At 48.1% G+C, this 19,862-nt stretch carries 15 protein-coding genes; 9 read left to right on the plus strand and 6 right to left on the minus strand.

Translation table 11 applies throughout. The features are described from left to right. The first annotated feature begins 9 nt into the window (after positions 1-9). Positions 10-990 carry a hydroxymethylbilane synthase gene (gene hemC / locus ICN42_RS05515; RefSeq protein ID WP_216252023.1) on the plus strand — a complete coding sequence of 327 codons (981 nt, stop codon included), beginning with the start codon at positions 10-12 and terminating at the stop codon, positions 988-990. A 6-nt stretch (positions 991-996) separates the two neighbouring features. Then, positions 997-1,806, plus strand: coding sequence for a uroporphyrinogen-III synthase (locus tag ICN42_RS05520; RefSeq protein WP_216252024.1), 810 nt, complete (start codon positions 997-999; stop codon positions 1,804-1,806). Here the strand turns inward: ICN42_RS05520 and ICN42_RS05525 are convergent. The 3 genes from ICN42_RS05525 to ICN42_RS05535 all read right to left on the minus strand — a co-directional run bounded on the left by ICN42_RS05525 (position 1,803) and on the right by ICN42_RS05535 (position 5,589). Then, positions 1,803-2,375, minus strand: a complete 573-nt coding sequence (locus tag ICN42_RS05525) for a chorismate lyase (RefSeq protein WP_216252026.1) — start codon at positions 2,373-2,375, stop codon at positions 1,803-1,805. The genes ICN42_RS05520 and ICN42_RS05525 overlap by 4 nt on opposite strands. Positions 2,376-2,377: 2 nt before the next feature. Next, entirely contained in the window at positions 2,378-3,943 is a 1,566-nt protein-coding gene (locus tag ICN42_RS05530; RefSeq protein WP_216252028.1) for a DEAD/DEAH box helicase, read from the minus strand. Between the two features lie 242 nt (positions 3,944-4,185). Continuing rightward, positions 4,186-5,589 carry a coniferyl aldehyde dehydrogenase gene (locus ICN42_RS05535; protein ID WP_216862434.1) on the minus strand — a complete coding sequence of 468 codons (1,404 nt, stop codon included), beginning with the start codon at positions 5,587-5,589 and terminating at the stop codon, positions 4,186-4,188. A gap of 52 nt (positions 5,590-5,641) precedes the next feature. Between ICN42_RS05535 and msrA the strand changes: the two genes are divergently transcribed. Then, complete coding sequence (gene msrA, locus ICN42_RS05540; protein ID WP_216252030.1) at positions 5,642-6,214, plus strand: peptide-methionine (S)-S-oxide reductase MsrA; 573 nt, start codon at positions 5,642-5,644, stop codon at positions 6,212-6,214. Positions 6,215-6,244: 30 nt separating this feature from the next. On the opposite strand, the gene pdxH is transcribed toward msrA, so the two are convergent. Continuing rightward, the gene (pdxH, locus tag ICN42_RS05545; RefSeq protein WP_216252032.1) at positions 6,245-6,880 is read right to left on the minus strand and encodes a pyridoxamine 5'-phosphate oxidase; all 636 of its coding nucleotides are present in this window, start codon (positions 6,878-6,880) and stop codon (positions 6,245-6,247) included. Between the two features lie 22 nt (positions 6,881-6,902). Here pdxH and ICN42_RS05550 point away from each other — a divergent pair, with 22 nt between their 5' ends. From ICN42_RS05550 to ICN42_RS05575, 6 genes are all read left to right on the plus strand, one after another. After that, positions 6,903-7,652, plus strand: a complete 750-nt coding sequence (locus ICN42_RS05550) for a ThiF family adenylyltransferase (protein WP_216252035.1) — start codon at positions 6,903-6,905, stop codon at positions 7,650-7,652. 308 nt (positions 7,653-7,960) lie between these two features. Then, positions 7,961-9,286: an amino acid permease gene (locus ICN42_RS05555; protein WP_304609723.1), complete on the plus strand. Its 1,326-nt coding sequence runs from the start codon at positions 7,961-7,963 to the stop codon at positions 9,284-9,286. A 10-nt stretch (positions 9,287-9,296) separates the two neighbouring features. After that, positions 9,297-10,415: an alanine dehydrogenase gene (ald, locus tag ICN42_RS05560; protein ID WP_216252041.1), complete on the plus strand. Its 1,119-nt coding sequence runs from the start codon at positions 9,297-9,299 to the stop codon at positions 10,413-10,415. 129 nt (positions 10,416-10,544) lie between these two features. Beyond that, the gene (locus ICN42_RS05565) at positions 10,545-11,120 is read left to right on the plus strand and encodes a TMEM165/GDT1 family protein (RefSeq protein ID WP_216252044.1); all 576 of its coding nucleotides are present in this window, start codon (positions 10,545-10,547) and stop codon (positions 11,118-11,120) included. A 33-nt stretch (positions 11,121-11,153) separates the two neighbouring features. After that, positions 11,154-13,763: an aminopeptidase N gene (gene pepN / locus ICN42_RS05570; RefSeq protein ID WP_216252047.1), complete on the plus strand. Its 2,610-nt coding sequence runs from the start codon at positions 11,154-11,156 to the stop codon at positions 13,761-13,763. Positions 13,764-13,826: 63 nt separating this feature from the next. Beyond that, positions 13,827-14,837, plus strand: coding sequence for a class 1 fructose-bisphosphatase (locus tag ICN42_RS05575; RefSeq protein WP_216252050.1), 1,011 nt, complete (start codon positions 13,827-13,829; stop codon positions 14,835-14,837). A 108-nt stretch (positions 14,838-14,945) separates the two neighbouring features. Here the strand turns inward: ICN42_RS05575 and cphA (ICN42_RS05580) are convergent, their stop codons facing one another. Next, positions 14,946-17,516: a cyanophycin synthetase gene (cphA, locus tag ICN42_RS05580; protein ID WP_216252053.1), complete on the minus strand. Its 2,571-nt coding sequence runs from the start codon at positions 17,514-17,516 to the stop codon at positions 14,946-14,948. Beyond that, positions 17,517-19,709 (minus strand): cyanophycin synthetase, encoded by a 2,193-nt coding sequence (gene cphA / locus ICN42_RS05585; protein ID WP_216252056.1) that lies wholly within the window; start codon positions 19,707-19,709, stop codon positions 17,517-17,519. Positions 19,710-19,862 lie beyond the last annotated feature (153 nt).

Consider the following 19,862-nt stretch of genomic DNA (forward strand, 5'->3'; position numbering starts at 1 on the left):
TTAAATGTTATGTCCCAAACCCCCATTTCTAGCTCTATAAGCTCCGTCTCCGCCACCCCTCAGCGCCTGGTAATCGCCTCCCGTGAGAGCCGGCTTGCCATGTGGCAGGCAGAACATGTCCGGGATTGCCTTAAAAAGCTCTACCCAGCATGCGACGTGCAGATCCTGGGGATGACTACCCGTGGCGACCAAATACTGGATAAAGCCCTCTCTAAGGTCGGTGGCAAGGGTTTATTTGTTAAAGAGCTTGAGACTGCTCTAGAGGATGGTCGGGCTGATTTAGCGGTGCATTCCCTGAAAGATGTCCCCATGGTGATGCCAGAGGGCTTTGATTTGTCTTGTGTGATGGCGCGTGAAGATGCGCATGATGCATTTGTCTCAAATGACTACGCCAGTCTTGAGGATTTACCAAAAGGCGCGGTAGTAGGCACATCTAGCTTGCGACGTGAATCTGTTCTCAGATCCCAGTTCCCACATTTAGAAATTCAGCCCTTGAGGGGAAATTTAGATACCCGCATGGGCAAGCTCGATCGCGGTGAATATCAAGCCATTATTTTGGCTGCCGCTGGTCTCAAGCGACTTGGCTTAGAAAGTCGTATTAGAGCCCTGTTACCAATTGATCCGTACACACCAGCTGCCGGTCAGGGCGCTCTCGGTATCGAAACCCTCAGCAAGCATCCCAATATTAAAGAGTGGCTTGCGCCACTAAATGATTTACCGACCCTCTTTGCGGTTACTGCTGAGCGTATGGTGTCACGTCAATTGGGCGGTTCTTGTGAAGTACCTTTGGCTGCTTACGCTACCTGGGATCAGGATCATATGACAATCCGATCTTTTGTCGCTAGCGTAGATGGCACTGCAAGCTGTCTGGCTAGTGCTAAAGGCTCAGTGAAGAACTTAGAGCAGGCTGAGGCGCTCGGTCTATCAGTTGCGCGAGATCTGATTTCTCAAGGTGCTGAGCGTCTATTGCCTAACGGTTTACCCAAGTAAGTCTCAATGAGCAATAAGACCATTGTGATTACCCGTCCAAGTGGACAGGCGCGGCAATTATCGGAGGCGCTTCAGATAAACCTACTCAACAGTGGTTTTACGCCTGAAACTACTCCTAAGATTATTTCTTTACCCTTACTCACTATCGCTCCGAAGAGTGATGATGCTTTAGTCGAGAAGATCATTAAGGCACTCAAGACCGCAGACCTTGCAATTTTTGTTAGCCCAAATGCGATTGAATGCACGATGCGCTTGCTGGAACAGTCTTGGCAAGATTTATCGGATAAGCCTTTGCCAGTAGGCGTTATGGGTGGCAGTAGCATGGTAGCCCTGAAAAATCATGGCATTGGTGTTGAGGGTAATCCCACGAAAGTCATTCTTCCTCAGCGCAACGCGCAATGGGATTCCGAAGGTTTATGGGTCGAATTGCAGAAGCTGAGCTGGGATTGGTCGACTAAGAAAGTCATCATTTTTAAGGGTGAGGGTGGGCGCGACTGGCTGGCTGACACCTTAAAAAATGCCGGCGCGCAAGTAGAGGCATTCTCAGTTTATGCGCGCGTGCCTTTAGATCTTAATAGCCCTGCCTGGAATGAGATTCAGGGGATGGATTTTGCTAAATCACTTTGGCTCCTCACCTCATCTGAGGCAGTGCGATATTTAGGGCAAGCTAATCTACCGCTCGATCTAGCAACCGCTATTTGCCCGCATCATAATATTGCCGATGCTGCTGAGCAGATTGGCTTCGGCGAGGTATTTACTTGTGAGCCTGGTGACGACGCCTTAATTGCTGCATCCCAAGCCTGGCTAACGATTTAATCGCTAGGGTAGTTCAGTAGCGCTGGCAGGAATACTTCACTCACCAAGAGTGGGCGCCCTTTAAGTTGGTATAGCGTACGTCTTGCCCAGCTAACCGATGGTAGCTCTGGGTATTGCTGAAAACATTTTTTCCATAACGCGCTTTGCTTATCTAGGCGAGCAATTTCTCGAAGAGGTTTCTTTTTAGAGTGCATGCGTGTTTTGGCAAATAGCACCGCGCCTAATGGTTTCTTACCTAAGCGTAGAACCTCATGGTTACTACCGCTCGAGCTGCTACTGGGAATAATGCTGTGTGCCATGACTAAGGGAATGCCATTGGCGCAAAGCAATACCTCTCTAATGCGACAACGCTTGATCTTGAAATGAAAATAGCGACTCTCGTCGCTATTTAGGTCTTGCCGGCAATCTCGCAGAACTACTACTTCTAGTTTTTGTCCGATTGCGCGTTCAATTTTTTGGGTTAAAGAACCAGTATCACTAAGCCAAGACTGCCACTTGCGTGGCGCTTGATGCAGCTCACCGGAATCGACTCGATTCCATGCAGAACGGAGACGACGACGGTGAACCATTTTTAGCTACCGCTAAAGTTTCTACGTTGACCGCCAGCTTTTGGTTTTGCAAAACGTGGACCAGCGGATGGACGTGAATCTCCAGAACGTGCAGGACGTGAGTCAGCAGAACGTGCAGGGCGTGAATCAGCAAAGCGATTAGCGCCAGCAGGACGAGAGTCACCAGATGGGCGTGAATCACCAGTTGGACGGGAATCGCCAGAGCGAGATTCGAAATGATTGCCTGAGCGGTTTCCACCAGCTCCACCACCAGAACGGGACTCTGAACGAGCACCTGAACCATAACGACCGCCGCCACCACCACCAGAACGACCACCACCACCGAAGCCACCGCCAGAGCGACCGCCACCTGGGCGACCACCGCCACCACCAAAGCTAGGCTTGGCTTGTGGCTCAAGGCCAGCAATCACGGAAGCAACGATGTCTTGCTGTGTGAAGCGTTCGATATTGCGAATCTTGGCGCGATCACGATGTTCAACCAAAGTGATAGCAACACCATTGCGACCAGCGCGACCAGTACGACCAATGCGGTGCGTATAGTCTTCTGGTTTCATTGGTAAGCCAAAGTTAATCACGTGACTAATACGTGGCACATCGATACCGCGAGCCGCTACGTCAGTTGCAACCAAAATCTTGGTGTGACCTTTACGTAAAGACTCAAGACGACGCATACGCACTGCTTGAGGCATTGCACCATGTAAGGCGCTAGCTTCGTAGCCATTAGCACGCAAGGTGTCAGCGATTTTTTCGCTTTCAATTTGAGTGCTTGCAAACACAACCGCTTGATCCAAAGTGGCGTCAGCCAAAATATGCTCGAGCAATTTATGCTTGTGTGACATGCTATCAGCCCAGTGCAGCTTCTGTTCAATGTTCGCATGCTTTTCGCCAGCATGAGCAAGCTCAATACGCTTAGCATTAGAAGTCAACTCATTAGCCAAAGACATAATCTTAGGTGCAAAAGTTGCAGAGAACATCAAAGTTTGGGTACGGCCAGCACAACGCTTATCAATTGCCTCGAGATCATCAGCAAAACCCATGTCGAGCATGCGATCAGCTTCATCGATAACGAGTTGCTTTACATCATCCAAGCGAATTGCTTTGCTATCGGTCAGGTCAAGTAAACGACCAGGAGTTGCGACAACTAATTGCGCGCCTTTGATAGCTTGGATTTGCTTGCCATAAGGCATGCCACCCATGACGGTTGCAATACGGATACCTTTCAGACCGCGAACTAAATTCACTGCATCTGCGGCAACCTGTTGAGCTAATTCACGAGTAGGGCAGAGCACTAACACTTTAGGTTGTGCGCGTCCCGGTGCAGGTGAGCCGTTTGGGTTGTCTTCGATGAGTTGATTAATCAAAGGCAATAAGAAGGCCGCGGTTTTACCGCTACCGGTTTGGCTGCTGACTAATAAGTCACCGCCAGCGAGAGCCGCAGGAATAACCTGAGCTTGCACTTCAGTGGCTTGGGTATAACCCAGTTCAGCAACGTTTTTAAGGAGTGGCGCCGCGAGGGCGAAAGACTGGAATTCATTTCCAGCCGGATTAGTTTCTTTAGAAAAAGTCATGCTATTACACATCCCCTTTAAGGGATGTCTCCGTGTATACACTCTTTGTTTTTTATTGAGTGTGATGGTCAAAGGCATCGACCATCAGACAAGCGGCAGCGTTGTTGTGTTTATGACTTCTAAACTAATCGCTGAAATATAGCTGGGGGGCGATGAATCAAATTGCTTTAAAAAGCCTCCTATTATGGCATTTTAAGTGGCCAATTACAAGGGTTTTCCCGAATTAATTACAAGTAATCACATTAACGCAGCCAGCTTAATAAGCGCTCAACACTTTTACCATATGGTGGCCTTGCTAATTTGGTGCCGCTTAATAAATTGAGACCAAAGAAGCCGCGCACTTCTAAGACGGATTTGCGATGGCTAAATATCTCAAAACCCGCTTTGCCGTGATAAGCACCCATACCGCTTGCACCGACACCGCCAAATGGTAAATCTTCTATAGCTGCATGCAGAAGGGTGTCATTGATTGTTACGCCGCCGGAGCGAGTCTCATTGAGAATCCGCTGCATCACTTCCTTATTTTTACCAAACCAATATAAGGCGAGCGGCATTGGGCGCTCATTGATATAACGAATTGTGGAAGCTACATCGTTGATTGCCATGATTGGCAGGATGGGGCCGAACACTTCCTCTTGTAGGATCAACGCATCTTCAGAAATATTTAAGAGCGCTACTGGAGTAAATGCTAGAGGGATTTCTCGAGTGGGGGTGATGAGTGGGATTGCTTGCGCGCCACGATCTACCGCATCTTGAACTAGTTGATTCCATCGTGCTAACTGATGCTCGTCAATTGCGCCGGTCAATTCCTCCGGATTGGAGAATTGTTGCTGAGCTGCATTTTGTAACTCCACCACAAACGCATCGCAATCACTTGGGTGCACTATCGCGTAATCAGGGGCAATACAGGTTTGGCCGCCATTGACTAGCTTGCCGTAAACAATACTAGCAGCAGCATCTTTAAGCTTGGCGGAGGAGTCGACAATCGCTGGTGATTTGCCGCCTAATTCAAGGGTAACTGGCGTTAAGTGATCTGCTGCTGCACGCATTACCTTCTTACCAATTTCTCCAGAGCCGGTAAAAAAGAGATGATCAAAAGGGAGGGCTGCAAAAGATTCCGCAACTTCAGTACCCCCAGTGCTGACGCAGAACTCGCTAGGGTGAAAATATTCTTGAATCAATGTTGCCAAGAATCCAGAGGTGCGTGAACTTCTTTCTGAAGGTTTGAGCCAAACGCGGTTCCCAGCAGCAAAAGCAGTGATAGCTGGCACTAGGGCGAGTTGAACTGGGTAATTCCAGGGGCTCATGATGCCAACAACGCCCATGGACTGCATCTGAGTCCAAGCATAAGAAGAGCCCAAGAATCCAGGTGTTGGCACTAACTGAGGCTTCATCCATTCTTTAAGGTGCTTGCGAACATGTTTGCAGGCCTGATAAATCATTTGGAACTCAAGCAGTCGACTCTCAACCGAGTGGCGAGTGCCAAAGTCCGCAACCAAGACTTTGCAGATTTTTTCTTCATTGGCGGCAATCATTTGCTCAATGCGCCCAATGCGTTCAAGGCGAACCTCAAGCGTAGGGTTGGGTTCAGCAGCATAAGCCGCCTTGATTTCATCTAACTGAATTGTGAAGCGATTTATCGACATAGGGTTTTATGTGGGGCAAGCAAATGATTGAATAAGGTATTAGGATAAAGGCATGAACCAAACTATCCTTAAAAACCACCCGACTCTGGAGCGCGCTACTTTGGGTGGCGGCTGTTTCTGGTGCCTAGAAGCCGTTTACCAGCAAATTTCAGGCGTGAGTGCAGTAGTTTCAGGGTATGCGGGAGGGGCAATGCCAAACCCAGACTATGACTCTGTATGTTCAGGTCAAACAGGACATGCTGAAATCGTCGATGTGTATTTTGATCCATTGGTAGTGTCTTATCGTGACTTATTGGAAATCTTTTTTGTCATTCATAACCCCACTACCTTGAACTATCAAGGTAATGACCACGGCACTCAATATCGTTCGGTGATCTTTACTCATGGCGAGAGTCAAAATGCAACCGCGCATGAAGTGGTCAAAGAGCTGAGGGAGGCGAAGATCTATTCCAACCCAGTGGTAACTCAAATTGACGAAGCCCCTGCTATTTATCCTGCCGAGGATTATCACCAAAATTATTTTCGTCAGCACCCAGGGCAGGGCTACTGTATGGCGGTCGTTGCTCCTAAATTAGCCAAATTTAGAGCAAAGTTTCAGTCTCTCATCGCTCCAGAGTTTCGCTAGAGCAAGGAGATTCTTTCCGCCTAACTCTTTTTAAGGTGCCAGGCGTGCAATGCGCCAGTGAGTACCATCAAGCTGATAGTGAATGCGGTCATGCAAGCGTGAAGGACGGCCTTGCCAGAATTCAATTTCGGTGGGATGTAGGCGATACCCACCCCAATGCTCTGGTCTTGGTGGCTTAGCACCAAAGTCGGCCGCGAAGCGCTTTTCAGCTTCTTCAAGAAATTCCCGATTCGGAATCTCAGTGCTTTGGGGTGAAGCCCATGCCCCAATTCGGGAGGCAGCTGGACGGGAGTGAAAGTATTCGTCGCTCTCAGCGGGGCTGACACGCTCAACCGTTCCCTTAATGCGAACCTGACGCTCTAGTTCATGCCAATGAAATAAGAGGGCGGCGTGAGGGCGGGCAGCTAATTCTTTGCCTTTTTGACTTTCGTAATTGGTGAAGAAAGTGAAGCCAGCGGTATCAGCGCCTTTTAGTAAGACAATACGGGCTGATGGATTGCCTGATGCATCTGCCGTTGCCAAGGTCATCGAGTTAGGTTCAGGACATTCCGCTTTAATGGCCTGTTCAAACCAAAGCTGAAATAAGCCTAGTGGATTAGGCGGAACCTCAGTCTCTGAAAGTTGGCCGAAGGTGTAGTTTTTGCGGAGTTGAGCAATGGAGTCCATTTTTTCAGTATAAAGAGAAGCTATGGCAGAAGACAAGATAGAAGACAACTTAGTAGATCGTCGTTTTGGGGGTGTAGCTCGACTATACGGGCCAGAATTGCGCGAGCGTTTCCGTCATGCCACAGTCGTAGTGGCTGGATTGGGTGGTGTAGGTTCTTGGGCTGCCGAAGCCCTGGCTCGCACTGCAATTGGACATCTTGTGTTGATCGATTTTGATCACATCGCCGAAAGCAATACTAATCGTCAGTTACACGCTCTTGAGGGCGAGTATGGCAAGGCAAAAGTACAAGCCATGACCGATCGCATTCGCCAAATTAATCCTGAGATTTCGCTCACTACCCATGATGCATTTTTGGAACCAGAAAATCTTGATGCATTGATTCCAGAAAATGCGATTGTTTTAGATGCAACTGATTCAGTCCAAACCAAAATTGCTTTAGCCGTTTGGGCGAGTCAAAATCAGCGGGCTCTAGTGATGTGTGGTGCAGCTGGCGGAAAATCTGATCCCACCTCTGTGCGTTGCGATGATTTATCTCGGACCGAGCAAGATGCTTTGCTGGCAAAGGTGCGTCAAGGCCTTAGACAGGATCACGGCTTCTCAAGGAATCTTAAGAAAAAAATTGGTATTCGCGCTATTTATTCTCACGAGCCTCGTGCAGGCGTTGCTAGTGGCGGTCTTGCTTGTTCTGGTTATGGGTCGACTGTGATGGTTACTGCAGCCTGTGGTTTGGCTGCTGCCGCTGAAGTTTTAAATCTTATTGCCGCTGAATAAGTAGTGATTTTTTTAAAAAAATTAGTAAATCCTTAAGGGGAATCCCTGTAGGAAATTACGGATTCTGATGTAATCCCCAATTTATTCATCTCCCTTTAAGCCCGCTCTCATCTAGCCTACCTATTTTTTCCACAGCACATTTATTCGTTTAATCACTTTGCACATTTTTATCCCCTAGTGTAGAAGCGCAGTCCTCCCTAGACTTTGCCTCGTTGGTGATTTACCAACGACAAATCGAAAGGAGGTCTCTTTTGCAGACTGAACAAACTGGTTTACAGCGCCATCTCAAAGTGCGGCACATTCGCCTCATGGCTTTGGGATCCACTATCGGGGTCGGATTATTTCTCGGTTCGGCAAGCGCGATTCAAATTGCAGGACCTTCAATCTTATTGGGATATCTGCTGGCTGGGATAGTTGCCTTTATTGTGCTTCGTGCCTTGGGTGAAATGGCGGTGCATGAACCAGTTGCTGGCTCATTTGCGGCCTATGCGAATACCTATGTGGGGCTACTAGCGGGATACATGGTCGGCTGGGGCTACTGGACTTACTGGATCGTTGTCGGAATAGCCGAAGTGACTGCTGTTGGTATTTATATGGGAATTTGGTTTCCTGAATCACCGCAGTGGATTTGGGCTTTATCTTCCATCTTGATGATGGGGTTGATCAATCTCATTGCCGTAAAAGTATTTGGTGAGTTTGAGTTTTGGTTTGCGCTCATCAAAGTAGTTGCGATTGTTGCCATGATCGCATTAGGCGGCTCAGTTATTTTCTTTGGTTTTGCTAATGACTGGAATCCAATTGGTTTTGCAAACTTATGGCAGCACGGCGGCTTCTTTCCGAACGGTATTAGTGGAATGTTACTTTCCTTGCAGATGGTCTTATTTGCTTACGTTGGGATTGAGATGATTGGCTTATCTGCTGGTGAGGCAGAGAACCCACGCAAAACCATTCCCATGGCAATTGATTCATTGGCTTGGCGCATCTTGATTTTCTACATGGGCGCGATCCTGGTCATCTTGGCGATCTTCCCTTGGAATGAGGTGGGTCAGCAAGGCAGTCCATTCGTAGTGATGTTTGAACGGATTGGTTTACGTGAAGCTGCTGGAATTATTAACTTCGTGGTGATTACCGCTGCCTTGTCATCATGCAATGCTGGCATCTTTAGCGGAGGCCGAATCTTATATGCGCTCTCTGTTAATGGCTACGCACCTTCGCCATTTGCCAAGCTATCCAGGTACGGGGTTCCACATCGCGCAGTGATGGTGACGGTAGCGATCTGCATGACTGGAGTGGTATTGAACTATTTCGTTCCAGATAAAGCATTTCAATACATCATGGCCGCAGTCACCTTCGTTGGTTTGATGGTGTGGATTGCTATTTTATTCACCCAAATTCAGTTTCGTCGCTCCCTTACCAAAGATCAGGTTGCTGAATTGGCATACCGCACACCTTGGTGGCCCTATTCCTCGTGGTTCGCATTGGCATTTATTGCCTTAGTGGTGGTGTTGATGGGCTTTCATGAGGATGCGCGGATTGCATTGGTCTTAGGTCCGTGTTTATTGGGTGTGTATCTCGCCATGTTCTACATCATTGGCTTGCATCGCAAAACAAAACTGAGTCGTGAATTCAAATAAGGAGACATAAATGATTATTGGCGTACCTCAAGAAGTAAAAAATAATGAATTTCGTGTTGGCTTGACCCCGGGTAATGTTAGGGGGCTATGTAAGCAAGGACATTCTGTCTTAGTGCAACGTGGAGCAGGCGAGCAGATTGGCTTGAGCGATGAATCCTATCGCTTGGCTGGCGCTACCTTAATTAATAGCGCTGCTGAAGTCTTTGCAAAGGCGGAGATGGTGATTAAGGTGAAGGAGCCTCAAGCGCAAGAATGCGCGATGTTGCATGAAGATCAAATTCTCTTTACTTATTTACATCTAGCGCCAGATCCACAGCAGACCAAGGCATTGCTCGCTTCGGGTGCAAGTTGTATCGCTTATGAGACAGTCACGTCGGGTAGCGGAGCTCTGCCTCTTTTGGCTCCCATGAGTGAGGTCGCTGGCAGGATGTCCATTCAGGCAGCTGCTACGCATCTTGAAAAGACACATGGGGGCGTGGGAATATTGATGGCGGGCGTACCAGGAGTGGCGCCAGCAAAAGTAGTGATCTTGGGCGCTGGAGTTGTGGGCCGTAATGCCTTGCAAATGGCGGTAGGTATGGGTGCGGATGTTTGCATCTTTGATCGTAATATTGATTCCTTAAGACAGATTGACATGCTCTACGGCAATCGTGTGAGAACCTTTTATGCCGACCCGCTTTTGGTAGAGCTTGAAGTTTGTGAGGCGGATGTTGTGATTGGTGCCGTGTTGTCGCCTGGTGCTACAGCACCAAAGCTAGTGACCAGGGAGATGGTGCGCAAAATGAAAACAGGCGCGGTAGTAGTGGATGTTGCAATCGATCAAGGCGGTTGTTTTGAAACATCTAAACCCACTACTCACGCTGACCCTACCTTTATTGTTGATGGTGTTCTGCACTACTGTGTAGCGAATATGCCAGGGGCTGTTGCCAGAACTTCCACCTTTGCTTTGACTAATGCAACTTACCCCTTCATTGAGGCCTTAGCAAACAGTGGCATGGTAAAGGCGCTCTCTCATAACCATCATCTACGTAATGGTTTGAGTGTTCATCGAGGCAACCTCACTTCTGAGCCAGTGGCCAGTGCTCAAAAAGTGGATTTTGTCACTGCTGAAGAATTGCTAGCCGTTTAAATCGCATGAAAGTTGAAGCCAGCATCTCTCGGGGTGCTGGTCTTGAAGACCAGCTCTGAGGCTGTCATATTTATCCTCTATGATTCTGTTAGACATTAATATCAAAATCATTATTAAACTACTGAATCTATGGACTTCTCCGCATTAGCAATCTCTACTGGCGTTGTAGCTCTAGCTGAGATGGGCGACAAAACCCAATTACTCTCCTTGATGCTTGCTGCGCGCTATCCCAAACAAGCTCTAGCCATTATTGGCGGCATCCTGATTGCAACCATTGCAAACCATGCCTGCGCAGCACTTTTAGGACATTGGCTTACGACTTTTATGAGTCCAGATCTACTGAAATGGATTTTGGGAGTGAGCTTTCTGGGGATTGGACTTTGGCTCCTAGTGCCAGATCACATTGATGATGCGGCAGGTTCAAAAGTAGCTGATAGAGCTTTTCAGGTGTTTATGTTGACCGTTGGACTCTTTTTCTTGGCGGAGATGGGGGATAAGACCCAAATTGCCACGATCGCTTTGGGCGCAAAATATTCTGACGTCTTTTCAGTAACGGTTGGCACCACTTTGGGGATGATGTTGGCTAATGCCCCAGCTGTTTGGATTGGGCAAAAATTCACTAAACGCATGCCTATTAAGTGGGTGCATGCTGTTGCTGCAGTGACCTTTATCGCCATTGGCGTTGCCACCCTCGTTTGGGGTTAAGTCGAATTTTTCCATGGGGCTTAAAATTGCCCTATGAAAACTGATCTGCCACAGAGCTTTCGTAGGCTCGAATACCGTGCCCCCAATTACACCTTTGTACAGGTTGCGCTGGATATTGCCCTAGATCCTGCCAGGACGATTGTAAAGAGTCACCTAGAGGTTCTACCTGGCCCCAGTCATGAGGCTGGCATGCCTTTGGTCTTGCAAGGTCATGAACTAGAGTTTGTGAGTTTGCGCATTAATGGTGAAGCCCATCGTCAGTTTGAGCTCACTCCTGAGACACTCACTATTCATGCGTTACCAAATGAAGGTCAGCAGGTTTTCATCGTGGAGATCATTTGTGTTTGTGTGCCTGAGAAAAATACTTCCCTTATGGGCTTGTATGTTTCCAATGGGAATTTCTTTACCCAGTGTGAGGCTGAGGGTTTTAGAAAGATTACCTACTTTCTCGATAGACCAGATGTCATGGCGCGTTATCGCGTGACTCTCCGTGCTCGTGAGGCAGAGTGCCCAGTGTTGCTATCAAACGGTAATCTGATTAGCACTGAAAAATTACCCAATGGTTGGCATAGCGCAGTCTGGGAGGATCCATTTCCAAAACCGTCTTACTTGTTTGCCTTGGTTGCCGGTAAGTTGGAATGCATTGAAGAAACGATCACCACTAGTAGTGGTGCGCAAAAGTTATTACAAATTTGGGTTGAGCCTCACGACTTGAAAAAGACCCGTCATGCCATGGACTCTTTAATCGCATCGATTCATTGGGATGAAAAACGCTATGGCCTTGAACTGGATCTCGAACGCTTCATGATTGTGGCAGTTGGTGATTTCAATATGGGCGCAATGGAAAACAAAGGTCTCAATGTTTTCAATACCAAATATGTTCTCGCTCAACCCGAAACTGCAACGGATGCCGACTTCGCCAATATCGAAAGCGTAGTGGCTCATGAGTATTTCCATAACTGGACTGGTAACCGAGTTACTTGTCGCGATTGGTTTCAGCTTTCCCTTAAAGAAGGCTTAACGGTATTTCGCGATCAGGAGTTTTCTGCGGATCAGATGGGTAGCGAGTCCGGTAGAGCGGTGAGACGTATTGAAGATGTGCGTTTATTGCGTCAACTGCAGTTTCCGGAAGATGCGGGTCCGATGGCTCATCCAATTCGTCCGGACGAGTATCAAGAGATTAATAATTTTTATACCGTTACCGTATATGAGAAGGGCGCTGAAGTCGTGCGCATGTACCAAACCCTATTGGGTGTAGAAGGTTTCCGCAAAGGCATGGATCTTTACTTCAAGCGTCACGATGGCCAGGCGGTTACTTGTGATGATTTCTTGGCTGCGATGGCTGATGCTAATGGCCGCGACCTTTCCCAATTTAAGAGTTGGTACAGCCAAGCGGGCACTCCTTCGGTGAGGGTTGAGGAATCCTACGATGCGGATAAAAAGCAATATCAAATTACCTTGACACAAACCCCCTCACTCGTTGTGGAGCACAAAGATAGTAAGCCTTTTCATATCCCACTAAAGATGCGCTTGCTAACTCCATTGGATGATCAAGCAGAGGTTTTATTGGAGTTGACTCAGGATCAGCAAACTTGGACTTTTGATCAAATAATAAGTCGTCCAGTGTTATCGATTAATCGTAATTTCTCGGCCCCGATTAATTTAGATTTTGATCAAAGTGAAACTGATCTGCTCACCATGTTCTCAAGTGATGACGATGCCTTTAATCGTTGGGAGGCTGGTCAGAAGCTCGCAATGCAAATGATTTTGGGTAATCGCTTACCTGATGCACCGCTCATTGAAGCCTACCGCACCCTCTTAACCGATCCGGAATTAGATCCCGCATTTAAAGAGTTAGCGCTAACCTTACCCGCAGAGACTTATTTGTATGAGCAGTGTAAGAGTGTCGATCCTCAGCAGATTTATGCTTCCCGTCGTGCTTTCCGCCACGCCATAGCCAGCGAGTTGCGCATCGAGTGGGCTGCTCTCTATCAGCAGATGCAAACACCGGGACTATTTAATCCAGATGCGATCAGTGCTGGTAAACGTGCTTTAAAGAATCTGGCATTAAGTATGTTGCTCGAAGCGGATCCGCTGATCTGGGCGCCAATGGCGGTGAATCAATATCAGCATGCCGATAACATGACCGACCGTTATGCGGCCTTAGCTGGGTTGGTAATTCATGGATCAAAATCAGCGGTAGCGTGTCTAGAGGATTTCTATACCCGGTTTGCTGATGATGCTTTAGTGATTGATAAGTGGTTTGCATTGCAGTCAAGCAGACCTCCAGTGGCTAATGCTGAATCTACCCTGAATGAAGTCAAGCGTTTACGCGAGCACGAAGCTTTCAAAATGAATAACCCCAACCGTGTTCGCAGCGTTATTCATGCTTTTTGTATGAATAATCCCGCAAGCTTTCACCAGGCGGATGGAAGTGGTTATGCATTTTGGGCTGAATCTGTGCTCGCTTTAGATCCAATCAATCCACAAGTTGCGGCTCGTTTGGCAAGAGGTTTGGATCGCTGGCGCCACTTTGCAAAGCCTTACCAGGATCACATGTTGGCAGCCCTCAAGCGGGTAGATGCTTGCGAAACCCTCTCTGCAGATGTAAAAGAGGTGGTTTCCAAGGCTTTGGGGAATTGATCAGTTCAGAACAAGGCAAAATAGACCCCATCCAGAAATAAACCCATTACGGAGAAACTCCTTTTGACCGCTTCAAGTACTTTTAATACTAATTTCAAGCAATATTTAGCATCCACTAAGGTGAAGGGTGCAGATATCCCCGCGGGCTTACAAGAGTTATTGTTAGCGGTTGCTGATACCTGCTCCACTTTGAGTCATGAAGTGGCGCAAGGTGCCTTAATCGGTTTACTGGGATCTGCTGGCACTGGCAATGTCCAGGGTGAAGTTCAGCAAAAGCTGGATGTGATTGCTAATGACTTACTCATCGATGGCGTGCAGGGGTGCAAATCTCTAGCGGGCCTGGCCTCCGAGGAGATGGAGTTGCCGCTGCCAGTTCAGGGCACTGGTGACTATTTATTGTTGTTTGATCCATTAGACGGTTCCTCAAACATTGATGTGAACGTGTCCATCGGTACTATTTTTTCTGTGCTGAAAAAACAAGATCCTTCAGCGCTATTGCAAACCAGTGATTTCTTATTGTCAGGTCGCCATCAGGTGGCTGCGGGTTATGTTGTCTATGGCCCGCAAACAACCATGGCGCTTACTCTGGGTGAAGGCGTAGTGATGTTCACTCTAAATAAAGTAACTGGCGAATTTGTTTTAATTAAGCATGCAGTGGAGATTTCTCACTCAACGAAAGAGTTCGCAATCAATATGTCCAATATGCGTCACTGGGCTGAGCCTGTTCGTCGCTATGTAGATGAGTGCCTGGCTGGCGTCAGTGGTGAGCGTGATAAAGATTTCAATATGCGCTGGATTGCCTCTATGGTTGCCGATGTTCATCGCGTCTTATCGCGTGGCGGCGTTTTTATGTATCCATGGGATCAACGTGAGCCACATAAGCCAGGCAAGCTACGCCTCATGTATGAAGCAAACCCGATGAGCTTTTTGGTGGAGCAGGCTGGTGGTGCATCGACCAATGGTGAGCAACTCATTATGGATATGGTCCCCACTGAACTCCATGAGCGCGTCTCGGTCATGCTCGGATCTAAGGAAGAGATTGAGCGTTTGCAACACTACCATTCTCAAGTTTAGTACCTTCTTAGTACTCTCTTAGTGCTCTCTTAGTACTTCGATAGTAAAAAAGCCCAATCAGTGATTGGGCTTTTTTGTTTTTAGCATCTGAAAAAAAGAATTCAATAACTACGGCTGCACCTTTTCTTTAAGGTAGGCCAGAGATTCTTCCACTTGGTCAATCAGGATGAGGCAGATATCACCAGCAGACAAATCATTCAGAGCGGTATCAATGGCAAGGAATTCACCGGTGATTTCTTTGACTTGTTTGGCTTTCTTTGTACCCACTAAACCTTCCTGCAGAAGTTTGAGCACCTCTCCGTCCTCGCGACCACGCTGACACTGATCTTGATAGAGGATGACGTTGTCAAAGCTATTGCCAAGTATGCGCGTCAAATCACGAATATCTTCATCACGACGATCGCCAGCACCACTGATCACGACATGGCTCTTCTTAGGCTTCATAGCCTCAATGGCACTTGCTAAAGCGCGCATGGCATCTGGATTGTGACCATAGTCAGCAATCACAGTAGCGCCTTTGTGTTGAAATTGATTAAAGCGACCTGGCACTGCATTGGCTGAGCTCTCAAAAGTGTGGAGTCCGCGGGCAATCTTTTCAGCATCTAAGCCTAAAGCCCAGCCAGCACCAATAGAGGCCATCGCATTTTCAATCTGAAAACCTAAAACACCATTTTGAGTCAGCGGAATCTCACTCACTGGGAAGCGGAACAGTATTCGCGCACCTTTTGAGCAAACAATGTAGGTGCCATCAAAGTAGATTACTTTTTTATTCTTAGCGCGGTGGGCCGCAATCACAGGGTGGTGTTGATTCTGTGCAAAGAAGATCACTCTACCAGTGCAGACATCACCCATCCTAGCAACAATGGGGTCGGCAGCATTGAGAACGGCAGCACCTGTAGGCGCGACGTTCTGAACAATAACCCGCTTCAGAATCGCTAAATCTTCTACGCTGGTGATGTAGTTGAGGCCTAAGTGGTCACCTTCACCAATATTGGTGACAACAGCAACTTCACAGCGGTCAAAGCCAAGGCCTTCACGTAACATCCCGCCACGAGCTGTTTCTAATACGGCGGCATCGACATCGGGATGCATAAGGACATTGCGAGCACTCTTAGGGCCACTGCAATCACCGGAATCAATTAAGCGATGGTTGATATAGACGCCATCAGTAGTAGTCATACCCACGCGTAAGCCAGTCTCATTTAGCAAATGAGAAATGAGGCGTACTGTAGTGGTTTTGCCATTCGTCCCCGTTACAGCCACGACAGGAATACGGCCATCTTCGCCAAGCGGATACATCATGTTGACGATATCTTCGCCAACAGGGCGACTCTTGCCATAGGAAGGCTTGAGATGCATACGTAGGCCTGGCGCAGCATTCACCTCAACAATGCCGCCACCCTGAGATTCCAGGGGCTTATAAATCGCTTCACATAAAATGTCGACGCCGGCGATATCTAGCCCAATCATTTGTGCGGCAGCAATTGCGCTGGCAGCAACATCGGGATGAACATCGTCAGTCACATCAGTAGCGGTACCACCGGTACTGAGGTTGGCATTATTACGGAGTAAGACGCGCTCACCAGTTTTAGGAACATATTGTGGGCTTAAGCTATTACTGGCTAAATGCGCAAGCGCGATGTCATCAAAACGAATCTTAGTTAATGCAGTTGCATGGCCATCGCCACGCAATGGATTTTTGTTTTCTAGTTCCACAAGTTCAGCAACGCTATGTTTGCCATCACCAACCACCTGAGCGGGTTCGCGACGCGCTGCAGCGGATAAGCGGTTGCCTACTACTAGCAAGCGATAGTCAGCGCCTGGAAGATAGCGCTCGACAATGGTTTCACGACCAAAGGCTTGCGTAACAATAAAGCCAGCGCGTACCTCTGCTTCTGTTTGAATATTGGCAACAACACCTTTGCCTTGATTGCCATCTTTAGGTTTAAGAACAATGGGACCACCAATTTTTTGGGCGGCGCGCAATGCATCATCAGCAGTGGTAACCACTTCACCAATTGGAACTGATACACCAGCGGCTGCCAAGAGGTTCTTGGTCAGTTCTTTATCTTGCGCTATAGCTTCCGCAATCGCGCTTGTGTTACTGGTCTCTGCAGCTTGAATACGCTTTTGTTTGCTGCCCCAACCAAACTGCACCATGCTGCCCTCAGTCATGCGGCGATAGGGGATATTTCTTTGTACGGCAGCATCAACGATAGAGCCGGTACTTGGCCCTAGGCGAACATCTTCATACAAAGCTTCTAACTCTGAAAGGGCAGCTGCTAGATCAAATGGCACATCATTTAAGGTTGCCTGAATGAGTGCAAAAGCAAAGTCAAAAGCCATGCGTCCGACCACTTCTTCGGTGTATTCGACGACGACTTGATATACACCTACGTCAACGGTTTGTACTGTGCGGCTGAAAGTGACTGGACAGCCGGCTTGTGACTGAAGGCCTAAGGCAGCATGCTCCAGGGCGTGCGCTAAGGATAGAGTTTCATTATGGCCACCGCGACGCATGCTACCTAATTGAGGAAAGCGTTCACGAATCTTGATTTCAAATTGAGGGATCGAATCGATTGAGCGTTCTGTTTCGTCGCAAGAAACAATTGCCTCTAGGGCAGTATGGCGGCTCCATAAATTCGGGCCGCGCAACATGCGAATACGGGTGATTTCCAATTAAGCCCCTGCTGGAATGCTGGTGTCAGAAACAAAGGTTTCAGCACCAGCTTCGATTACGTTGAATGGAATATCTAAAGCCCAAGCTGCAGCAATGGCGGCACCAAGATTCATGGGCTTCCATGGCTCGGTAGCGCTTGGCTCGGAATTGCGTGGCACTGGAATACTCTTTTGATCATGCTTGGCGGATTTGAGGGTGATTTGTTGATTCCCAATCATCACCACGCGACCGCCATTTTTGAGATGCTCTTGCGCAATTGCAGAGGCAGAGTCCTGAGTAAAGAAAATGACTTCGCCATCACACAACTCTGCCATGCTGGCAACCATTGGGTCATCGGCATTGAGAACGGCAACCCCAGTTGGCAACACGACATCTACTTGAGTTCGGACAACGCTAAATACTTGGTCTTCATCATAAATAGCGTATTGGGGGAAGTTAGCTTTTGGGTCTACATTTAACACCACACCTACTTGGCAGCGGTCATACGCCAAGCCTTCAATCAACATGGATAAATGATTGTTTTCAATAACCGCCGCTTCAACCGCACGATTTAATAAAGTGCGACGGGCATTTTCCCAGTTGGCAGCATTGCTCTTTTGAATTGAGCGATGACCAAAAAATAAACCCTTACTGCAAGACAGGCCAACATACAAATTGGTTAATCGCAAGAAGTGAGCAATCATTTCGGCAACCGGAGTCTTGCCGCGAGCACCGCAGACACCCACTACTGGGATGCGGAAATCAGCTCCCGGTGGGAAGAGGTGATTGGCGATCTCCTTGCCGACTGGCTGAGGTTTGCCGCTGGCAGGTTTTAAGTGCATCAACAAGCCAGGGCCAGCATTCACTTCAACGATCGCTGCGTTCTGTTCGTCTAGTGGTCTGCTAATGTCTTGTGCAACTAGGTCAACACCAGCAATCTCTAGTCCTACTACGCGGGCGGCTAGAGCTACTTGGCTTGCCACTTCGGGGTGAACTAAGTCAGTGACATCAAACGCAACGTTGCCATTACTTTGAATGAGTACTTTTTGATCTAAGCTTGGAATGCTCACGCCTGTTAATTTCTGGCGTGCAAGTTCCAACTCCACCGCAGAATCAATGCGAACTGGATTAAGGGGATGCTCTTCAGCGGTGCCTCGGCGTGGATCTGAATTAATCTGAATTTGAATGAGCTCAAGCACAGTGTGCGCACCATCACCGGTGACCCAAACTGTTTCACCCTTAGCAGCTGCAACCACTTTATTACCAACCACTAGTAGGCGATGCTCATCACCCAAAATATGACGCTCTACTAAAACTTCACTACCTTCATCGATTGCGACAGCATAGGCCGCTTCAATTTCTTGTTGGGTGTACAGATTGATAAATACACCACGTCCATGATTACCATCGATCGGTTTGACCACTACTGGCAGGCCGATATCTTGTGCGGCTTCCCATGCATCATCCGCGCTGGTCACAGTGCGACCTTCAGGTGTTGGGACTCCAGCACTAGACAAAAGACTTTTAGTGAGATCTTTGTCTCGAGAAATCGTTTCAGCAATAGCGCTGGTTTGATCGGTTTCGGCGGTCCAGATACGACGCTGATTAGCACCGTAGCCCAGTTGCACTAGGTTACCTTCGGACAAACGGATAGATGGGATGCCGCGCTCTTCAGCTGCATTAACGATGCAGGCAGTGCTAGGTCCAAGCAATAGATCGTCGCCGAGATCGCGTAGTTCTTCAATGATGGTGCTCACTAGGGCGACTGGGTCTTTGGTGTCTTGCGCTAGAGCGAGGTATAAGTCGCGAGCGTATTTAAGTGCGGTGAGTGTCACTTCTTCATTAATCGCGCTCACCATGACCTTATAGACGCCACGACGGTCGCCGTCACGCGCTTTACCAAAGCCACCGGGGATGCCGGCTAAATTTTGTAATTCCAGAGTGAGGTGTTCAAGGATGTGGGCAGGCCAGGTGCCTTCTTCCACTCTCTTGAGAAATCCACCCGCTTCGCCATAACTACAGCGGTGTTCTTGAAGACTTGGGAGCGCCTTCACTAGGCGGTCATAAAAGCCGGGAATCAGGTTAGAGGGGTAGTCCTCTAATTCGCCAATATCAAGCCAAACCTCAATAACTGGATGGTAAGTCCACATATTGGGCCCGCGGAGATGCTTGACGCTCAAGATCTCAATGGTTTTATCTAGTAATTGGGGCATATGTGGAGTGGGGAATCTCAGCGCCGCTTCAGAAGGTGAGGGCGGGGATGTCTCAGACTATCTCTCTGGTTCTAGTAATTATTCAAAATCCACAAAATTAGCAAAAATGCACAAAAAAGCTTACTTCATCAATTTAACGGCTTTCCGCCAAGT

Source organism: Polynucleobacter sp. 71A-WALBACH, from assembly GCF_018882365.1.
Taxonomy (GTDB): Bacteria; Pseudomonadota; Gammaproteobacteria; order Burkholderiales; family Burkholderiaceae; genus Polynucleobacter.